Origin of the sequence: Klebsiella grimontii (assembly GCF_042137965.1) — a bacterium.
Taxonomy (GTDB): Bacteria; Pseudomonadota; Gammaproteobacteria; order Enterobacterales; family Enterobacteriaceae; genus Klebsiella; species Klebsiella grimontii.
On sequence record NZ_CP169721.1, the window covers coordinates 928093 to 946948 of the forward strand.

22 protein-coding genes are annotated in these 18856 nt (G+C 55.5%); 7 read left to right on the forward strand and 15 right to left on the reverse strand.

The annotated features are described in order from the left end of the window. Together mdtN and ACE3MN_RS04515 are read right to left on the reverse strand one after the other, a co-directional pair. The gene (gene mdtN, locus ACE3MN_RS04510) at nt 1–1029 is read right to left on the reverse strand and encodes a multidrug transporter subunit MdtN (protein WP_004134521.1); all 1029 of its coding nucleotides are present in this window, start codon (nt 1027–1029) and stop codon (nt 1–3) included. A 6-nt stretch (nt 1030–1035) separates the two neighbouring features. Continuing rightward, nucleotides 1036–1308 (reverse strand): YtcA family lipoprotein, encoded by a 273-nt coding sequence (locus ACE3MN_RS04515; protein ID WP_004134523.1) that lies wholly within the window; start codon nt 1306–1308, stop codon nt 1036–1038. 269 nt (nt 1309–1577) lie between these two features. Between ACE3MN_RS04515 and yjdI the strand changes: the two genes are divergently transcribed. Both yjdI and ACE3MN_RS04525 read left to right on the forward strand, forming a co-directional pair. Continuing rightward, complete coding sequence (yjdI, locus tag ACE3MN_RS04520; protein WP_004134525.1) at nt 1578–1808, forward strand: 4Fe-4S mono-cluster protein YjdI; 231 nt, start codon at nt 1578–1580, stop codon at nt 1806–1808. Between the two features lie 11 nt (nt 1809–1819). Next, on the forward strand, nt 1820–2092 hold the full coding sequence (locus ACE3MN_RS04525) for a GNAT family N-acetyltransferase (RefSeq protein ID WP_004124777.1): 273 nt from the start codon (nt 1820–1822) through the stop codon (nt 2090–2092). A 70-nt stretch (nt 2093–2162) separates the two neighbouring features. On the opposite strand, the gene ACE3MN_RS04530 is transcribed toward ACE3MN_RS04525, so the two are convergent. From ACE3MN_RS04530 to ACE3MN_RS04580, 11 genes are all read right to left on the reverse strand, one after another. Next, a complete protein-coding gene (locus tag ACE3MN_RS04530) occupies nt 2163–3599 on the reverse strand; it encodes an EAL domain-containing protein (RefSeq protein ID WP_004134527.1) in 1437 nt (478 codons plus the stop codon). A 28-nt stretch (nt 3600–3627) separates the two neighbouring features. After that, the gene (locus ACE3MN_RS04535; protein WP_049087612.1) at nt 3628–4554 is read right to left on the reverse strand and encodes a fimbrial protein; all 927 of its coding nucleotides are present in this window, start codon (nt 4552–4554) and stop codon (nt 3628–3630) included. Between the two features lie 50 nt (nt 4555–4604). Further along, nucleotides 4605–5105 (reverse strand): fimbrial protein, encoded by a 501-nt coding sequence (locus ACE3MN_RS04540; RefSeq protein ID WP_004134530.1) that lies wholly within the window; start codon nt 5103–5105, stop codon nt 4605–4607. 12 nt (nt 5106–5117) lie between these two features. Next, complete coding sequence (locus tag ACE3MN_RS04545) at nt 5118–5648, reverse strand: fimbrial protein (RefSeq protein ID WP_004134532.1); 531 nt, start codon at nt 5646–5648, stop codon at nt 5118–5120. Nucleotides 5649–5658: 10 nt separating this feature from the next. Next, a complete protein-coding gene (locus tag ACE3MN_RS04550) occupies nt 5659–8295 on the reverse strand; it encodes a fimbrial biogenesis usher protein (RefSeq protein ID WP_049103665.1) in 2637 nt (878 codons plus the stop codon). Nucleotides 8296–8368: 73 nt separating this feature from the next. Beyond that, nucleotides 8369–9094, reverse strand: a complete 726-nt coding sequence (locus ACE3MN_RS04555; RefSeq protein ID WP_049087098.1) for a fimbria/pilus periplasmic chaperone — start codon at nt 9092–9094, stop codon at nt 8369–8371. A gap of 35 nt (nt 9095–9129) precedes the next feature. Further along, nucleotides 9130–9669, reverse strand: coding sequence for a fimbrial protein (locus tag ACE3MN_RS04560; protein WP_049131373.1), 540 nt, complete (start codon nt 9667–9669; stop codon nt 9130–9132). A 72-nt stretch (nt 9670–9741) separates the two neighbouring features. Then, complete coding sequence (fimA, locus tag ACE3MN_RS04565; protein ID WP_004134540.1) at nt 9742–10287, reverse strand: type 1 fimbrial major subunit FimA; 546 nt, start codon at nt 10285–10287, stop codon at nt 9742–9744. Between the two features lie 464 nt (nt 10288–10751). Further along, the gene (locus tag ACE3MN_RS04570) at nt 10752–11378 is read right to left on the reverse strand and encodes a tyrosine-type DNA invertase (protein WP_049131371.1); all 627 of its coding nucleotides are present in this window, start codon (nt 11376–11378) and stop codon (nt 10752–10754) included. A 442-nt stretch (nt 11379–11820) separates the two neighbouring features. Next, entirely contained in the window at nt 11821–12426 is a 606-nt protein-coding gene (locus ACE3MN_RS04575) for a tyrosine-type DNA invertase (protein WP_004134544.1), read from the reverse strand. A gap of 534 nt (nt 12427–12960) precedes the next feature. Continuing rightward, complete coding sequence (locus ACE3MN_RS04580) at nt 12961–13572, reverse strand: LysE family translocator (protein ID WP_098067214.1); 612 nt, start codon at nt 13570–13572, stop codon at nt 12961–12963. Nucleotides 13573–13721: 149 nt separating this feature from the next. On the opposite strand from ACE3MN_RS04580, the gene ACE3MN_RS04585 reads away from it, so the two are divergent. Then, nucleotides 13722–14183: an Lrp/AsnC family transcriptional regulator gene (locus ACE3MN_RS04585; RefSeq protein ID WP_098067213.1), complete on the forward strand. Its 462-nt coding sequence runs from the start codon at nt 13722–13724 to the stop codon at nt 14181–14183. An 83-nt stretch (nt 14184–14266) separates the two neighbouring features. Here ACE3MN_RS04585 and ACE3MN_RS04590 read toward each other — a convergent pair whose 3' ends face one another. Then, complete coding sequence (locus tag ACE3MN_RS04590; RefSeq protein ID WP_024358574.1) at nt 14267–14773, reverse strand: MarR family winged helix-turn-helix transcriptional regulator; 507 nt, start codon at nt 14771–14773, stop codon at nt 14267–14269. Between the two features lie 80 nt (nt 14774–14853). Between ACE3MN_RS04590 and ACE3MN_RS04595 the strand changes: the two genes are divergently transcribed. Then, entirely contained in the window at nt 14854–15744 is an 891-nt protein-coding gene (locus tag ACE3MN_RS04595; RefSeq protein WP_102650384.1) for an EamA family transporter, read from the forward strand. 394 nt (nt 15745–16138) lie between these two features. On the opposite strand, the gene ACE3MN_RS04600 is transcribed toward ACE3MN_RS04595, so the two are convergent. Next, nucleotides 16139–16348, reverse strand: coding sequence for a YdgH/BhsA/McbA-like domain containing protein (locus tag ACE3MN_RS04600; protein WP_014226701.1), 210 nt, complete (start codon nt 16346–16348; stop codon nt 16139–16141). Between the two features lie 381 nt (nt 16349–16729). On the opposite strand from ACE3MN_RS04600, the gene ACE3MN_RS04605 reads away from it, so the two are divergent. The 3 genes from ACE3MN_RS04605 (at nt 16730) to mrkA (ending at nt 18809) form a co-directional block, all read left to right on the forward strand. Continuing rightward, the gene (locus ACE3MN_RS04605; protein WP_024358573.1) at nt 16730–17047 is read left to right on the forward strand and encodes an antibiotic biosynthesis monooxygenase; all 318 of its coding nucleotides are present in this window, start codon (nt 16730–16732) and stop codon (nt 17045–17047) included. Nucleotides 17048–17086: 39 nt separating this feature from the next. Further along, nucleotides 17087–17809 carry a helix-turn-helix transcriptional regulator gene (locus ACE3MN_RS04610; protein ID WP_024358572.1) on the forward strand — a complete coding sequence of 241 codons (723 nt, stop codon included), beginning with the start codon at nt 17087–17089 and terminating at the stop codon, nt 17807–17809. A gap of 394 nt (nt 17810–18203) precedes the next feature. After that, nucleotides 18204–18809 carry a type 3 fimbria major subunit MrkA gene (gene mrkA, locus ACE3MN_RS04615; RefSeq protein WP_004124717.1) on the forward strand — a complete coding sequence of 202 codons (606 nt, stop codon included), beginning with the start codon at nt 18204–18206 and terminating at the stop codon, nt 18807–18809. The last annotated feature ends 47 nt before the right edge of the window (nt 18810–18856 follow it).

Here is an 18856-nt window from a genome sequence, read left to right on the forward strand (position 1 = left end):
TTATTGCGGCTGGAGAACGGCGCTGGCGGAGGCGCCCATACGGAACAGGGCCGGGTCGGGGTCTTTGACGGCGATTTTGACCGGGAAGCGCTGGGAGACGTGGACCCAGTTGATACTCTTCTGGATGACCGGCAGGCCCTCGATGACGCTGCCGCCGTCGGGCAGAACGCCGGTGCCGACCGAGTCGACCACGCCCTCGAAGGTGCGGCCGTGGTTGGTCATGACGGTGATTCTGGCCGGAACGCCGGGCCGCACGTTCTGCAAGTCGGTTTCGCGGAAGTTCGCCACCACGTACCAGTGGTCGTCATCCAGCAGGGTAAAGACCGGCTTAAGGGCGGAGGCGTACTGGCCGATCGTCGTTTTCAGCGCTACCACCACGCCGTTAAAGGGCGCGCGGACTTCGGTAAATTCGAGATGCAGCTCGGCCAGCGCAATCTGCGCGAGGATCCCCGCCCGCTGCGCCACCATGGCATCAACGCCGGTCACGGCGGCGGAAGCCTGTTTCGCCTGCAACAGGGTGGCCTCCAGTTCGGCGCGCGCCGCTTTTTCGGCCGTTCGCGCCTGATCAAGATCTTCTTGTGAGGCAAACCCTTGCGGCACCAGCGGTTCAAGACGAATGCGTGAAGAGGTGGTCTGCTTAACCAGCGCTTTAGCGCGTTCAACGGCGGCGCTGACCGACTGCGCGTTGTACTCCTGCGCTTTGATCGTGCGCTGGGTCAGCATAATCTGCGCATCAAGCGTGGTCAGCCGCGCCTTGGCATCATCAAGCATCGCCTGGTAGGGACGCGGGTCGATGCGGAACAGTAGATCGCCTTTTTTCACCCGCTGATTGTCGCGAATCGGCATCTCGACGATCCGCCCGCTCACTTCCGGCACCACGTCGATGGTGTCGGCATACACGTAGGCATCGTTGGTTTCCGGCGAGGTTTGCAGCTGCCAGATAACCACAATCAGCGCCACGATAGCGGCGAGAACGAGCGCCAGCAGGGGCCATTTTTTGCGGATAACGCTTGAGCGGGATTGAGTCATAGGTATCTAGTTTACGAAGAACAGGAACCACAGAATCGTGGCGAACAGGAACATCAGCGCCAGATAGCTGAAGACCAGCGGAGAAAATCGCGACTGCCATCCTTGACGCACAATCAGGATATGGCAGGGAATAAGTAATAGCGAGGCGCCTAATAAGCAGAAGAACCAGCCTGGAAAGGCGGCGCCTAATACCGGAATCGCCGGGGATAATGAGCAGCCGGTGAGCGTAAATAGCGAGAATAAGAGCGAAGGGCGCGCCAGCTTTACAATGCGATTCAAGACTAAATACCTGAGTGCTCGGGTTAGGATGGAATGAGTTTAATCTCACTGCCGGGGAAATTAAAGATGGATATAACAGAAGTGTCCGTATTTTATCGGCAATCAGAACATTTTCTTTGGCTAAAGAGTGCATAGAAAATCATTCATTCTGCATTAACGGCGTGCGGCTACCGAAATAAAATTTCACCCGTCGCCGATAGTCAGCGGTTGTTGGCAGGGCTATGCTTAAAGACAAAGCTATAAAAAATAGTCAGAACTGAGGCAATGTCATGGATAAAGAACTACTGGAAGCGGGCTATCGCGCCTATACCGGCGAGAAGATCGATGTCTACTTTAACACCGATATCTGTCAGCACTCGGGCAACTGCGTGCGCGGCAGCGCGAAGCTTTTCAACCTGAAACGCAAACCGTGGATCGTCCCCGATGAAGTGGACGTGGCCACGGTGGTTAAGGTTATTGATACCTGCCCGAGCGGCGCACTGAAGTATCGCCAAAAATAAGCGAGGAAACGATGGAAATACTGGAAGGTCATAATAAGTTTTACGTCAATGACGCCGACGGGAATCAGGTGGCGGAAATTGTTTTTGTGCCCACGGGCGAGCACCTCAGCATTATTGAGCATACCGATGTCGACCCCAGCCTGAAAGGCCAGGGAGTAGGGAAAAAGCTGGTGGCGAAAGTGGTGGAAAAAATGCGCGGCGAGCAGCGTAAAATTATTCCACTATGCCCGTTTGCCAAACATGAATTTGATAATACCCGCGAGTACGATGATATCCGCGCCTGAAATAAATGCGCCAGCGCGCTGGCGCAACTATTTTAGCCTGGTGCGGCTGGCGACGTATTCTGGCGATTTTTCATCCGTCGATAAGGCTCAGATTGCGACCGGATAAAAGCTGGTGGATAAGGTCACTGACGTTTTCCCGCTCCACCGGCGGCGAGATGAGATAACCCTGAAAACGATCGATTCCCAGCGCTTTCAGTCGGTTGAATTTATCCAGGCTGTCCACGCCTTCGGCAACACAGCGGCTACCGGTTAGCTGGCAGTAGTAAAGCAGGCTTTTGATCAGAGCCAGGGCGTGAGGATCGCGCTGCATATCGTTGACGATGCTCATATCCAGCTTATAGGCGCTGAAGCTGACCGATCTCACCGGAAACATGACGCTACTTTGTGAAAAGCAGTCATCGAGCATAATGGCAAAGCCCTGCTTGCGTAGCCGGGAAATATTGTCGGCAATTTTACTCTGCAGGTTGAGGTCCAGGGTTTCAGCAAATTCCAGTACCAGCCTCGAGGACAGATGGGGCTCGCGCAGCTGCTGGCGCGCGGTCTCCAGCATGCGGATCAGGTTGTCATTGCTGGCGATAGCGGCGGGAATATTGACTGAGAAATAAAACTCACCTGGATGTAAATTGATATTCTCCACGGCCTCGCGAAGCACAAAGGCCGTCAACACCAGCCAGGCGTACGCGGAACGTATCTGCGGTAAAAACTCGCCGGGAAGCAGAACCTGTCCTTTTTGCCGCCAGCGAGAGAGGATCTCTAACCCTTTTAGCCGCATCCGATCGTCAGTGATGGGCTGGAAAACCGGGAAAATTTGCCGACAGTGAATCGCGTGGACAAATTCGCGCTCAAAGGCGGAAAGCGCGGCATCCGGCTGGCTCTTCTGCCCTTTTGTCTGGCTCCCGGGGAAACGGGTTGCCAGCTGAGGATAATGTTCCACCATTTTTTTCAGTCCTGCGGTTCGCTGGTTATAAAGCGTTTTGTGACTAATGCCGCGGCGCTTTGCCTGGGCGTTGACGCTGTATCCGCTGAGTAGACCGAGAATGGCATTGAGCTCCGGCCGGGTGAGCCCGCCAGGGCGCTTTCCGCCGAGGCGTATCTCTTCGTCGGCAAGCTGCTTAAGCGAAGGATATCTTTGCAGAATGTAGTCCTGGAGCACTGCGGTCAGGCTGGGGACGGGCAGGTCCGAGGCGGCGGATCGCACTTCAGAAAGTAAATGGTGATCGATGACCTGATGCAGCAGCGTATGCCACAGCCAACTGGCCGGGCTGCGGCTAAGGATCAGCATCGGCAGCGGCGTTGCCGAATGTTCGAGAAACGCAGCGGCTTGCTGTAGGGTGGCGAGCAGCCTGGCCGGGGTTTCCGGCAGAAAAACGATGATGCGGCGAATGTCCGCGTCGCCGGGAAGCGTCGTCGCATCCGACGGCAGCACAACGGGCTGCATGCTGTTGGCCATCATCACTTTGACTAATCCATCGGCGACCAGCGAGCAGGGCGAAAGAATATAGTCCATTCCCGTTCTATCACGCGCCGCTGGCGCGTTACTGGTAAACAAAGGTCACCCCAATAATGGATTGCACGTTGCCCGCGGTGACCTGGCCGCTGGTACGCGCATAGGTTGCGGTGAGTCCCAGGTTGACCGCGGAGGTGCCCACGGTTCCCATGGAGACGGTACTGTTTGAACGCAGGATGGTGCCATTGCGCAGTAGCTGAACGCCAATGCCCTGAGCCGGTGAGGCGGAGGAGGTATTGGTGAAAACGGTGTTGGCGCTATCCGCCGTGGTGCCGGAGAGGTAAAAACCTATCTTTTGATTTTGCCCGCAGCGTACCGTGAGCGGAACAGCGGTCGAACCCGGGTACTCAGGCAGCGTTACCGTGACGTTGCGAGCGGAAACATCGCAGCCGCCCGTCGGGATGATCACGCTATTGTTGGCATAGATGTTCCAGGTAAATTTTGAGGTACGAACGTTACCGCCGCCGTTGATATCGGAGCCCACCTGATACATCACCAGCGTAGCGATATGCGAGCCGGCGCTTATCGCCAGTCCGGAGGCGGTGGATATTGGCGTCAGGTAGAGCTGGGTATTCCAGCTCGTGTAGTTACCGGAAGTAAAGTTGTGGCTGGCAGTTGGGGAATTTAGCGGGAAACTGTAGCTAACCCCGTAATATTTTAAAGAGCCCGTGAAGTTGGTAAGCAGGCCGCTATAGGCCGATCCCTGTAGCATGCTTACCATGTCGTTGCGCCTGTCCGGTGCGTCATTTTTACAATAAATCGAACTGGATAAGTCGACGACCAGGTTCTGCCCGGCCCCGAGGCTTGGCTGCAGGTTAACGTAGACGTTGGATACTTTTCCGCCGGAATCGCTATTTAATATGGTGCCGGTGGAGTCGTAGCAGGTATAAGCTCTGACGCTGGTGGAAAAGCCCGCTAACACAAGCGCCAGCCACAGCGCCTTGACCAGCGCCATACGACATCTAAGGGGGGCGGTAATCCGCTGATTCATAACGTTCTCCTGCCTTATAGCCAGGTGTAGGTGACGTTAATCACCGCCTGGATTGTTCCTTGCGTTGGCCCGCCGTTAACCGTCAGCGCTCTGACGCGCAATGGAAAGCGGGTGGATTGCGTGGCATCGTTGATGGCCACCGTTTTGCTTGTGCCGTTGTTAAACCGGGCTCCGCTGGTGTCCTGCAACTCCAGCTGGAGGTTGCCCGCCGTTCCCTGATTTTTGTAGTAGCCCGTGCTGTCCGCCGTTCCGTTGAAGGTGGCGGTGACCCGCGAGGTGCCGACCGGACAGTTGCTGAGATCGAGGGTGACGTCATGCCAGCCTGATGCCGAGCCGGGTGAAAGCATATTAAAGGTGTATAAATCACCGAGGTCGACGGTGGCCTTCGGGGTGGCGATGGTGCAGGGTTTGGCCACCACTTTGCCGTTAACGGTAATGGTCACATCGGCGGCTTGGGGGGCGCTGGCGAAAGTCATGATTACCGCTAGCAGCCAGGGTGCATGAGTCCATTTCATTTCAGCCTCCGGTTACTGAAATTCAAGCGTGAAGGTTGCGGTGGCATTAACGTGTCCTGCCGTAATCGGGACGCGCGCGGCCATCAGCCGGGCGTAAAAGTTCAGGGTGTTGGTCTGCCCGGGTTTCAGCGTGGTCCACGCGATGTTTGACGAGGGGGCGTTGAGCAGCAGGGGGGCCCGGCTGCCGTTAAGGATCTGCACGCCGATGCCGGACGCTGCCGATACGCCGCTGTCCAGCTTAAGCAGGCTGGTGTTGTCGCTATCCGCTATGCCGGTAAAGCCGACTTTAACCGCGGTGACGGAGCCGCCGCAGGGCGACAGCACGATGCGAAACGGCACCAGCGGCGTGGTCGTGCCGACGGCATTAAACTGTTTGGCGGCGTTATTCATCAGATCGACGGTAAAATCTTTTGACTCACCTGCGACGGCGCAGGTGTTATCCCTGACATATCCGCTAATCGTGATGGTGCTATCGGCGGCAGGAGTGCTGAAGGAGACCAGAGAGAGTATGGCGCCCAGCAGATACAGGTTTTTTCTCATCATCATGGTTTCCTTAGCGGCACGCTGCCGACAGCTGGCTTAACGCCTGGTTCTGGCTTTCCGGCGGCAGACGGTAGTCGGCTTCACAGCTGGCATCGGGCCCGTCTCCCCACTTCGCGCGCACCTTGCCCGCCATCGGCATTCCGCTCAGATAGACCTGACCGTTATCGGCGACGATGCTGCTATTCTGGCTATCGACAGCGGCGGCTATGGCGCCAAAAGGAACCGGTTTACCGTTGTGGGTCAGCGTCATCAGCAGTTTCATGCCGACGCTGGCCTTAAATTCAGCGCGCGCAATCGCCCCGTGGGTGGGCACAATACTGACCACCGCATCATCAAGGTCGACGTTGTTGGCCAGCGTATTGGTGTTCAGCGCCACCCGGTTTTCCCGGTATTCGGTGGCGTAGGGCAGAACGGCGTAGCCGCGCCAGTCGGTCCGTACCCCGGTCTGGTTTTCTACCTTCACGCCATCCGCTCCGGGGGCTTTGATCAGCACCACCGTGTCGTTCATCGGCTGGCTCAGGGTGATGCCATCAGCGTGGGCCAGCACGCCGCCGCTCAGGCCGTAGTAGAGCTGTTTGATACCGTCGCTGCGGCTGTAGCCGACGTTGGCGTTACCGTAGCCGCCGCGGTAATTCAGCGCCGCGTATCCGGTGCCGCCGCTGTTGCCATCGCCGCCGCCGGCGTAGCCGGTCTGTACGCTGTAGCTCAGGTTGTTGTCCTCCAGCAGTGTGCCGTACAGCCCCGCCAGGCTGGTGGTCCTGCCGTTCAGATCGTTGGACATGCTGTAGCTGGCGTTTCCGTTTCTCCAGGCGGAGGTGCTGTCGGAGCGCATCCAGTGGCTGAACGGGATACTGATGTTGAGCGCCAGCATCTGGTCACGACCCTGCTGCCAGGCGTTTTTGGTCAGGCTGTAGCTCAGGGTCCAGTTGATATCGTCGACGGCGGCGTTAAGCCCGGCCTGGAGCTGCTGGTCGGCGCTGTTGGTTCCCCAGTAGGTCTGGTGGCTGCCGCTCAGGTAAAGCGTGGCGGTACGCCCCAACTGCTGGGTAACGCTGAGCTGTACTTTGCCGCGCTTGTTGTACGCGAGGTTGTAGTAATCGGTGAACTTCGGCTTCATCTGCATCACACCGTCCTGGGTCTCGACGTTGTAGCCGCTCATCCGGCTGTAGGTGGTGTCGGCGAAGCTGAAATAGCCGCGCGTCGAGTAGCGGTAGCCCACCAGTTGAATATTGGTGCCGGTATCCGTCAGCGACTTGTTATAGAGGAAACGTACCGACTGCCCCTGACGCTCGCTGTCATCGGGCAGGGTGGCGTTGGCCTGGGTGATATCCAGCGACAGCGCCCCCAGCTCCCCCATATTTTTGCCGACGCCGAGGTTAAAGGCGCGGTAGCGGTCCGCCAGCTGGGTGCCGCCGTACAGCGTCCAGCCCCCCGGGAGACCACGCATTACGGTGCTTTGGAAGAACTTTGGTTTGTCCTGCCGATCGTTACCGCTGCGGTACTCCCCGGCGGTGACGGCATAGCGGGTATGGCCCTCGCGCTGGAGCACCGGAACGGACGAGTAAGGGACGGTGAAGACCTGGCTGCTGCCGTCGGCCTCTTTGATGGTCACCTGCAGGTCGCCGCCGCTGCCGGCGGAGTAGAGATCGTTGATGGTGAACGGACCGGGCGGCACCGTGCTCTGGTAAATCTCATAGCCGTTCTGCTTCACCGACACCTGAGCGGTGCCGCGGGCAATGCCGTGGATCACCGGGGCAAACCCCTTCTGGCTGTCCGGCAGCATATTGTCGTCGGAGGCAAGCTGCGCGCCGCGGAAGTTGATGCCGTCGAAGACGTCGCCGTTGGTGTAGCTGTCGCCGAGGGTCAGGCGCGAGCGCAGCAGCGTAATATCACGTTCAAGCCAGGTATTGATGTGCTGCCACTTGTTTTCACTGGTCGACGAGCTGCCGCCGCTGCTGTAGCTCCAGGTGGTGTTGTCGCGCAGGCGCCAGGCGCCAAGGTTCAGCCCGCTCTGCAGGTTCAGGTACGCGTAATTGCTGCTGCCGCCAACGTCGTTGTGCACGTTGTTGCCGGTGAAGTTGTAGTTCAGCAGGCCGGCGTTAATCCCGTGGTCCCAGAGCTCGGGCGGAATATAGCCGCGGGCGCGGTTGCCCATAAACGCCTGGGGTACGGTCAGATACAGCCGCTGCAAGCCGACATCGAAGCGGGTAGTGGCGTCCTTGATGGTTTTGGTTAACGGTACGCAGGCATCGGATGCCAGAGCGCCGATCCCTTCAATGGATAACGTGTTGACGCCCATGCTGGCCAGCTGTCCGCGCGTCAGGCAAGGGACCAGCGAGCGATCGTTTTCTCCGCTATTAAAAGTGACATCGCGGGTGGTCATAAACCCGTCATTGAGGTAAATATCGACGCGATAGGTTCCCGGAGGGACCTCCTGGCCGCTGGCGAATCCTGATAAATCCGCCACGGCGGCAGGGTCATCCGCTAAAAAACGCGGATTAAAATAGAGCTCCGCCTGCACAGAAAAGATCGGTGCGGCAAGTAACAGAGCCAGCGTGATTTGAGCGAAAGCGCGCGTATTCCCCGGCCCGTGGCTGCTTTTACGCTCGGAGTCCAGGTCGTCGAGTCCATATTTCAGATGTGACATAGTCCCTCCGGTCCAAAGTCGCCCGGCTGTCAGTTCTTATTTTTATTTCCGGGAGGACGTGGCCTCCCGTCAGTTATTGCGTGGCGCCCTGTATCCGCGGGGTCAGCGCGCCGTAGTCGTTAATCGTCCGGTATGTAATTTCGCGACCGGCATCGGCGGGCAATTTAACGCTGGCTTCACCCATCGGCGGAACCAGCGCATTTTCCAGCACTCGGGTACCGGCGTTGAGTTCGGTGACCGTCAGGTAGTAGGGGGTGGGATTGATCAGCGTAAGCGTGCCTGCGCCGCGGCGAAACCTCAGCTTTTCCGCAGCCTGATCCGGCGGCAGCGCCAGCTTTGCCGGGCGGTAATAGAGCTTGATGCGGCTGATGATCGCCAGCTGTAGGGTGTTGTCGCTGAGCTTTGATTTGTCCATCGACGGGATCGCCTTGACGTTCATCCAGAACAGCGTTTCCCGATCCTGCGGCAGCTGGTTGTTGGTGGCATCAATGATGCGCAGGGTGTTCTCTTTTTTCCCCTGCATGGCGAACAGCGGCGGGGTGATGACAAAGCGGCCATCCTTCGCGCCGTCGGCATTCTCCACCCATGACTGGATTAAATAAGTGCTCTTTCCGTCGTTGTTGGTGACCGCCAGCTGAACCTGCTTTTGTCCGGCAGGATAGATGACGCGGGTCGCCCCCAGCGCCACGCCAGCCTCGGCGCGAGCGGTAAATCCCATGGTGGCTATCATCAGCGCCCCCGCCAGTAAACCGCGCGTTATCGCCCGTGTTGTTCTCACGTTTACCCCTTTTATCGTCACCGTCTTTTCCTGTTTTCGGTTCGTCTGCTGATTCATTACTGGTAGGTCAGGGAGAACCAGGCCTGAGCGTTGGCTGCGCCTCCGGTGACCTGATGCCCTGTTGCCCGGTATTTCGCCACGAAGTGCAGCGTGGTTGGCCCGGTATACAATTTTGTCCACGCGGCGGGAGGGCTATTTAGTGGGATCAGATGGTCATCTTTATCAAACAGAGCAACGCCCACGCCGGTTGCGATTCCTGGTCCTTCACCGACCGAGAGCACGTCCGGGTTTTTACCATCGGCGACGCCGTGAAACGCCACGCCAACGCGCTCGCTGACTGCGGTGCTGCACTCCTGCAGGTGGATATCGAAGGGAACCGGATTCGTATCTTCCCCGGCTGAATGAAGCCGATTACTGCCGATCTGTCCCATATTGACCGTCATCTGCTGGTCGCCAGCTTCAACGCGGCAGGACTCGGCAATGATGATGCCCTGAAAGCGCATATTTCCGCCGGGCAGCGTGACGTTCCATTGATTACCGGCCAGCGCCAGCGATGGGAGCAAAAATATCAACAGACCTGACTTCATCCTTTGCATCGTTATCACCCGAGTTCCGTTATGGATAACGGGCCTTCCTGGCCCGATATGCTTCCCTGCCTGATGAATGAATTACTGGTATTGCACTTTGAAGGTCGCGTCAGCGTTAGCGGTACCGGCAGTGGCTGCAGCGGTCGCATAGTAGCGCGCCTGGAACGGGATGACGTTGGTGCCATCGTTTAGGGTGGAAGCTGCGCTGAAGGTCGCGCCATCCAGCACCAGCGGCGTACCGGTACGGTCCAAAATCTGCACGCCGACGTTATTCGCGCTGCCTGCCGCGGAGCTTTGCAGCGCCAGTACGGTGGTGTTGGTGCTGTCAATTGCGGTACCGGTGAAAGCGACGGCGGCCTTGGTGGCCACGGTGGTATCACAATCGTTCAGCTGAATATTGAAACCGACAGCCGTACTGGTGCTGCCTGGAGTAGCAAGTTTTGCCGAACGAACCTGGCCCATTGGAACGGTCTGATCGATTGAACCCGCGTCAATGGCGCAGGCTGCGTTGACGACTTCCCCTTTAAAATGCACCGTGCCGCCATTAACCGTGGTGTCGGCCAGCGCCGCCGCGGAGCTCAGAGACAGGGCTGACAGAACAACCATTGCCAGTGTTTTGATCTTCATGTTGTTTTCCTTTGTACAATATCGGGATTACGAACCGATCTGGCCGTCATCATGACCTCCAGGTATTTCATGTATCAGCCGAAGTTTTCGGCTGCGGTTCTGCATGTTTTTCACCCAAACAATGAGACATTTGGGGCCATTTTGACTCATTGGTGAATTTGACTTAAATTTTGATATTGAGGTTACGTATTTAGAGTTTTAAGCTTATTTTTTAAATTTTACCGATATAATAAGTTGAAATAATAAGGCATGAACGAGCCATGGATGGCTATCGGCAACGCATCGTCAGAAAGGATGGCCAGCGAAGAGAAGAGAGATTCTGAAAAAGAATTAAAATAAAAAGTCATGATTAATCAATGTGATATTGATTTTCATGCTCTGTTTGATACATTCGGTGGTTGCAAAAGGTTACTGAATATTTTTATGATGCACACAGTTTGGCCCCAATTGACCTGTTCGGTAAGTTATTTTCCCTTATTTATCAAATTCTTATTTTCAACTTTCTGATTTTGTAAATTCAACTCCATCAGGTTATGGCGTTCCCAGAGTCCGGCAAATCGCGCGGCGTTGCTGGCCGTATAGCGTACGGTATGGCGAATGTTTCGATGGCCGAGGTAGTCCTGGATAAGGCGGGTATCCGCTCCTCTCTCCGCCAGCTCGTAACCGCAGGCATGGCGCAGCATATGCGGGTGAGTATGCGTTGCCGTCCCTGCGTCTATGCCGGCGGTTCGGATAATTCGGTAGGCTTGTTGACGGGAAAGCGGGGTACCGCGTCGCGATATAAACAGCGCATCGGTTTTTTGCGCGCCTTTCCAGGCGGCGCGTAACTGGCTCCAGCACCTGATGGCGTCACATTCATCGATCATCAGGGGATGTACGGTGGAGAATCCATTCTTCAGCCGTCGAATATTGATGCGGCCTTCGACCAGATCGAGGTCGCGATAGTGCAGATCGAGTAATTCACTAATCCGCATACCATGACGAAAAGCGAGCAGGATAAGACAGTAATCCCTCTCTCCCGTTGGCCCATGACGGGCTGCCTGCATCATCGCCTGTACTTCTTTACCGGTAAGAAAACGACGTCGGTTCACAATAAATAACTCCTGATATGATCTTGAAAATTAACACGACCCAGCTGACCGCTGGGGGCGCTCACAAATAATCCGTAAGGTTAATCACGTATTATATGAAGGGGATTATCATAGTTGAATAATGACATTATATAGCGGCTGCGGCGCAGAATATTGTCAGATAGTAAATCTTATTCTTATAGATTTTATTGATAGCCACAACATCGGCGTCGTGGTTCTCTTTCAGGTGTATAAAAATAAAAGGAAAAAATATGGTTGCGAGTATTTTAAACGGATGAGTGTTGATGCATTTATATCCAGGGTTATGCGTGGGGTGTTAATAAGATAAATCATCACTGAACTGTGAACTTGCCGGAACAATAATCATAAACAGCGTATGGTTATCTTTTTAATGTTTGCCGCTGCCAGTTGGTTATTTTGACGCCATCCTTGGCATCGAGTGCTACGGCAGAACAGGGCTCCGCTGTCTGTCTCTGCTTTCGTCCCAGATACCATAGAAACGGCCAGCGTTGCTGGCGGTATACCATACGGTATGGCGGATGTTGCGGTGACCCAGGTAGTCCTGGATAAGACGAGTATCAATGCCCATATTGGCCAGGGCGAAGCCACATGAATGGCGGAGCATATGCGGGTGAATTTCGAGCGATAGCCCGGCATTATCGCCAGATGCGGAAATAATCTGATAAAACTGCTGGCGAGACAGAGGATTACCTTTTCGCGAAAGAAATAGCCATTCACTGTCGGATTGCGGGTATGCGGCGCGGACCTGTAGCCAGTTTTTTAATGCACGGATTTCTTTATTCAACAAAGGATGCGTTGTCGAAAATCCATTTTTGAGGCGGTGAATATAGATGCATTTAGAACTGAGGTCGATATCGGAAATTTGCAGGCGGCATATTTCACTGGCGCGTAATCCGTGAATAAAACACAATAATGTCAAACAATAATTACGCGTGGCATGTGCGCCACTGTTGGCCGCTTTGAGTAATGACTCAATTTCGTTGTGAGTCAGGAAGTTCCTTTTTTTTAAAATAGCATTGCTTTTCATTGAGTTCCCTTTATTATGCAGTCGGCTAACGCATTTTTTGGCCGTTATCAGGTAATGATTAAGCTCGTCTGCATGTGCATTATTTATTGCTGCTGCGGGCAATATTTAAGCGATGTGACTTCTTTTGGATAGGCAGTTTTTATATTTATATTTTTGTTTGGCGTTACTCTTTGGGATAGGGCCCATATCCTGCTCATTGTTTTCTCCTTAAGTGGGTATACAGCAGTATATAACTTCTAATATTGTTAACCATACTGCAAAAACCTTCTTATGAATAGGGGAAACAGGAAGCGCAAGAATTCTGGCGGATGGTAAGAGTTATTTTATTTAAAGTGAGATAAACCTTAGCTGCTGCTAAGAGGATTATATCGGAAGGACGCATAATCAAAAATGAGGCTGATAAGGATCCCGGAGTCGCGTGTGGGCTAATTTAAAGTGAGGTTATGGCTGATGAAAAAATAGCCGTGAAGCGGGGCGTTTTTTTAATAACGCAGTGGCGCGAGCAGACCGGCCGCTCACGCCTTATACTTCCCCCTACCTCAACTGCTCCACGAACAGCAGGGCGGCTACGGCGACCATCATCACGCCGGAAGCCATACTGACCTTTCGTGCGATTTGAGGCCGGGTCGCCAACAGCGCTCTGGCGCCGTAGCCGACCAGTAAATAGACCAGCGTGCAGGTCACCAGATGAATACCGCCCAGCGCCGACATCTGCTGGGCCAGAGACCAGCTCCCCTGGGGGTCGGTAAACTGCGGCAGCAGGGCCAGAAACAGAAGAAAGACTTTTGGGTTCAGACCGCTAATGCATAGCCCCTTAATCGCCCAGCGATTCCAGCTATCCGCGCTGTATTGCTGGCTGCCTGGCGTTGGCGGATGGCGCAAAACAGCGATCCCCAGCCACATCAGATAGCCTGCGCCCAGCAGGGTAATCGTCGACAGCGCCAGCGGGTGGCCGGCGATTAACACGCCGATTCCGGCGACGACGATCAGCGTGGCCAGCAGGTGGCCAGACATGAGTCCCGCGACGGCGGGTATCACGCTGCGTCCGTTGATTCCCGCGCTGATGGTATAGGCCCAGTCAGCGCCCGGCGTGATGATCAGCAGAAAGGAGACCAGCCAAAAGCTGGCGATAAAGCTCATTTCCATGGTCAGCGCACCTCTGCGTGGTAACGGCAGTTTCTCATCATTTTCCCTCGTTAAGCGGCGGTTGTTTGAGGGAAAGAATATCGAGTTTATTGCGCAATGAGCTTTCAATGTTATGCTCTTAAGCGGTCTTCTGAGGGAAAATATTCCAAATGGATAGCATCGATCGAAAAATTCTTGCTGAGCTCCAGGCCGACGGGCGACTGTCGATAACCGAGCTGGCCGAGCGGGTGAATCTCAGCCTTTCGCCCTGTCATCGACGGCTGCGGACGCTGGAGCAGGAAGGCGTCATTACCGGCTACCGGGCCAATCTGGATCCGGTCAAAATGGGCTTCAACTTCCTGGCGATTGTCTTCGCGACGTTAAAAGAAGGCGATAAGAAAGCGGTGAGCGCGTTTGAGGACGCGGTAGAAGAGATCCCGCAGATCGTGCTGGCGCAGCGCCTGTTTGGCGATCCGGACTACCTGATGCACGTGGTGACGCGCGATCTCCCGGCGTTCCAGAAACTGTATGATGACAAGCTCTCGGCGATGCCGGGCGTGCAGCACCTGCGCTCTACGCTGGTGATGAAGACGGTTGTGCAGGATCGCCCATTTCCGCTCGGTAAGGGGTGAGCGTAACACGGAGGACAGATGCAGCATCGCCTCCGGGAAAGTAATGGCAACAATGTCAGCGACTTATTCCAGGCCGGCGTGGATTAACCCTTTTCCAGCAGGCGCATAAAAACCGTCAGCGCTTCATCCAGCTGCTGGCGCTGCGTTGCGGAAAGCCCGCTCAGCAGCTGCCGTTCATTCTCCACGTGGCTTTCCACCGCCTTATCGATAAGCTCTCGTCCCGCTGGCGTTAGCGCCACCAGCATACTGCGGGCATCTTCCGGGTTCGGCTGGCGGCTTATCAAGCCCCGTTTTTCCAGCGCCTTCAGACGATGGGTCATGGTGCCGGAGGTGATCATTAACGTTGAAAAGAGCTGGGTTGGCGACAGCATGAACGGATCGCCCGCCCGGCGTAACGTCGCCAGCATATCAAACTCCCAGCGCACCAGATCGTGGCGCACAAAGGCCGCTTCGATGCGCGGCTCCAGCAGCATCGTGCAGCGTTTCAGGCGGCCGATCGGCCCCATCGGGCTGCAATCGAGATCGGGGCGCTCCCGTTTCCACTGTTCAAGAATGCGATCCACGGCGTCGGTCTGCGGTGATTTGTCCATTAATGCTCACTTGTCTTGATATCAAGATAATTGTCGGTACATACTTAGGCCACAATTTACCTTGATGTGAAGATAAAATCATGGCCTTTGTTTCACGTAATTTGATCGTTGATTTACTGCTGACCGCGCTGGCGCCCGTCATCTGGGGCAGCACCTATATTGTGACCTCGCAGTTTCTGCCGCCCGATCGGCCGTTTATCGCCGCGCTGCTGCGGGTTCTGCCGGCCGGGATCGCTCTGCTGATCTGGAGCCGCCGTCTCCCGCTGCGCGCCGAGTGGTGGAAGCTGATCGTCACCGGGATCCTCAATATCGGCGCGTTTCAGGCGCTGCTGTTTATTGCCGCCTATCGGCTGCCGGGCGGTCTGGCGGCGGTGATTGGCGCCATTCAGCCGCTGCTGGTGATGCTGCTGGCCTGGTGCGTCGATCGTCAGCGATCGCCCTGGCTGGCGGTGCTCTCGGCATTGATGGGGATCGCAGGGATGGCGATGCTGCTGCTGTCTCCGCAAACCACCCTTGAACCGCTGGGGATTACCGCCGCATTTCTGGGGGCGATGAGTATGGCGCTGGGAACCTGGCTATCGCGCCGCTGGGCGATCGCTTTGCCGGTCGTCGCGCTAACCGGCTGGCAGCTGCTGATTGGCGGTATCGTACTGGCGCCGATGGCGTTTCTGGTCGATCCGCCGCTGCACCATGTGACGCTGACTCAGGCGGCGGGCTATCTCTGGCTGTGCGTTGCCGGGGCGATGCTGGCATACGGCCTGTGGTTTCGCGGCATCGGCCGCCTTTCCCCGGTGGCGGTGTCGGCGATGAGCCTGCTGAGTCCGGTGACGGCGGTGCTATTAGGCTGGATCTTCCTTGGACAAAAAATTGAGGGAATGGCGCTGGTAGGGTTGGTGATTGTGCTGCTCAGCGTGCTATCGATTCAGCGTGCGTTATCGAATAAGAGAGCCGTAGTGGATCGCAGACTGTAATGAACCTGTAGCCCGGGCAAGGCGCGTCAAGCGCCGCCCCCGGGTTCAAAGCGCAGAGCCGCTGAATTTCCCGGAGGCGATGCTGCGCATCTGTCCGGGCTACCGGATCGCAGACGGTAATGAACCGGTAGCCCGGGCAAGGCGCGTCAAGCGCCGCCCCCGGGAGCAGAGCGCAGAGTCGCTGAATTTCCCGCAGGCGATGCTGCGCATCTGTCCGGGCTACCGGACCGCAGACGGCGGCGAACTCGCCGCCCGGGCTGTGGGTTCACTGTTCGCCAGCAACAAAAAAAGCCCCATTAAGGGGCTCGACATTGCTGCGTGCTTATTATGTGGCGGGAGCCAGACCAGCCGCCGTCAGGCGACCTGTCCGGCAGCTCCCTCTGCAACCATTCGGTTATTTAGACAGCTCGGCGGTCATATGAACCTGGTTACCGGTATACGCTTCGGTAATGTGGTATGACTGGCCCTGATCTTTAGCAATGGCGGCGATTTTGGCTTCGGCGTTGTCCAGAGTGTCTGCGGTTACGCTAACAGGCTGAGCGAAGCTAGCGAAAGAGACCAGAGACAGCATACCGGCAGCGGCAAGTAATTTTACGTTTTTCATGGTGTTTATCCTTTTAACTTTTATGGTGGAAAGCGTGTTTGCTTTCGATGGACTTATAATAAGGCTGCTAACTATAACGTGCGTTGCAAAAAGTGCGATTAAGATCACATTTTTATGACAACACGATGACGGGTGACTAAATTTTTGTTTTTTATTTTCAATAAAAACAAATGGATGAGTTAGCATGAACGTGTTTTTCGTCACGGAAAATAATCTGACCAGAAACGCAATTTTCCTGCTTCGGCTCATTAATCATTGTTTTTGTGAATGCAATGGGCGCTTTTTGAGCGAATAGGGCGGCTATATTTCGCCCGTCAACGAAGCATTGGGCTCGGGTAAAAAGCTACTGTGACTCTCACACTGATTGCGTGAGGACGACGAATGATTGCAGTACTCTTTGAAGCCGAGGTCACTCCGGCGAGCCAGGAGCGTTACCTGGCGCTGGCGGCAGAGCTGAAGCCGCTGCTGAGCAACATTGACGGCTTTATCGCCATTGAGCGTTTTCAAAGTCTGAGCACGGCGGGGAAAATTCTGTCGCTCTCCTGGTGGCGGGATGAGGACGCGGTGCTGGCATGGAAACGCAACCTTTGCCATCAGGCTGCGCAGAAAGAGGGGCGGGAGAGTATTTTCGCCTGTTATCACATTCGGGTGGCTCAGATGCTGCGCGAATACCGTTCTTCCCATTCCGATCCCCTGTAATATGGCTACGGTTTGCGGTGGGAAAATAAGCGAGGCGCTATGTTAAAACCTGTTGAGCTGATTGAAGACGACGAGTCGCTGGCCGAGGCGATGGCGACAGTGGCGTCGGCGATGGCCGATGCCTCGCGGCTAAAGATCCTTTGCGCCTTAATGGATGGCCGGGCGTGGACGGCCACCGAGCTTTCCGCCGTGGCGGATATTTCCCCCTCGACCGCCAGCGCGCATCTTAGCCGCCTGGTCAACAGCGATTTATTGATTTGCCTGGCCCAGGGCCGCCATCGCTACTACCGTCTGGCCGGTAGCGACGTCGCCGGTTTGCTGGAGAATATGATGACCATGGCCGGCAAGCGCGCGGTGACGCTCTCAACCAGCACGCCGGTGAATTTGCGCGTTGCGCGCACCTGTTACGATCATCTGGCCGGAGAAGTGGCGGTATCGCTATATGATTTTATGCTGCGCGAAGCGTGGATAGCGCCTGACGGTACGGCCCTGACGCCCGCCGGAGAAACGCATTTTGCCCGCCTGGGGGTGACGGTGAAGCGCACCTCGCGGCGTAAAGCGTGCTGCGGCTGTCTGGACTGGAGCGAACGCCGCTTTCACCTTGGCGGGGCGGCTGGGGCGGCGCTGCTGCAGCACGGTCTGCAGAAAGGCTGGTTTACCACCACCGCGGGATTTCGCGAAGTGACGATTACGCCGGCAGGGTGGCGCGCGTTGCATCTGCATTTTCAGCTGGCGGAAAGATCGTCGCGGATGATTAATTAAGCGTGTTCTCTATGGGGAGAAATAGCCTTTTATGGCAAGATAAGTTGCTGTTTTGTTAATTCCATATCGCCTTTCTCCGTTCAATGTAAATAACAATGCCTTTGTTTCTTGCTATCAATCCCCCACAATTAATAGTTGTGAGCTATCTGTTACATTGATTAACAGCTCGTGAACATATGTATATTTGTCAGCGAAAAATAGCATTCTTTGACGCCGACAGCCTCGACGAATTCTTTCATTGAATTCGTTCCTGACGCCTTAAATATTGCGGCTTCCGGTCAGTCGAAGTTTCTATTAACAGTTGCACAAGTGAGCATCGCAAATCGCTTCTGACTTTTGTGCGAATTAACTGTTTGCTCATTGATACTTAATTCACTCTGACAAGGAAATGGCAATGAAAAAGGTTCTTCTCTCTGCTGCAATGGCGACTGCGTTTTTTGGTATGGCTGCAAATGCTGCTGATACCAATGTAGGCGGCGGTCAGGTTAATTTCTTCGGTAAAGTTACCGACGTATCTTGTACTGTTTCCGTAAACGGCCAGGGCAGCGATGCGAACGTATACCTGTCTCCGGTTACTTTAACTGAAGTTAAAGCCGCCGCGGCGGATACCTATCTGAAACCGAAATCTTTCACCATCGATGTTTCTGACTGCCAGGCTGCTGATGGTACTAAACAGGACGATGTGAGCAAACTGGGCGTGAACTGGACCGGCGGTAACCTGCTGGCTGGCGCAACCGCTAAACAGCAGGGCTACCTGGCTAACACTGAAGCCGCTGGCGCGAAGAATATCCAGCTGGTTCTGTCTACCGACAACGCGACCGCGCTGACCAAAAAAATCATCCCGGGCGACAGCACTCAGCCTAAAGCGGTCGGCGACGCATCTGCCGTTCAGGATGGCGCGCGCTTCACTTACTACGTCGGCTACGCGACCAGCACCCCGACGACTGTTACCACCGGTGTGGTTAACAGCTATGCGACTTACGAAATTACCTACCAGTAATATCGACTGAGAGATAAAGCCGCCTCGCGCCGGGGCGGTTTATACCC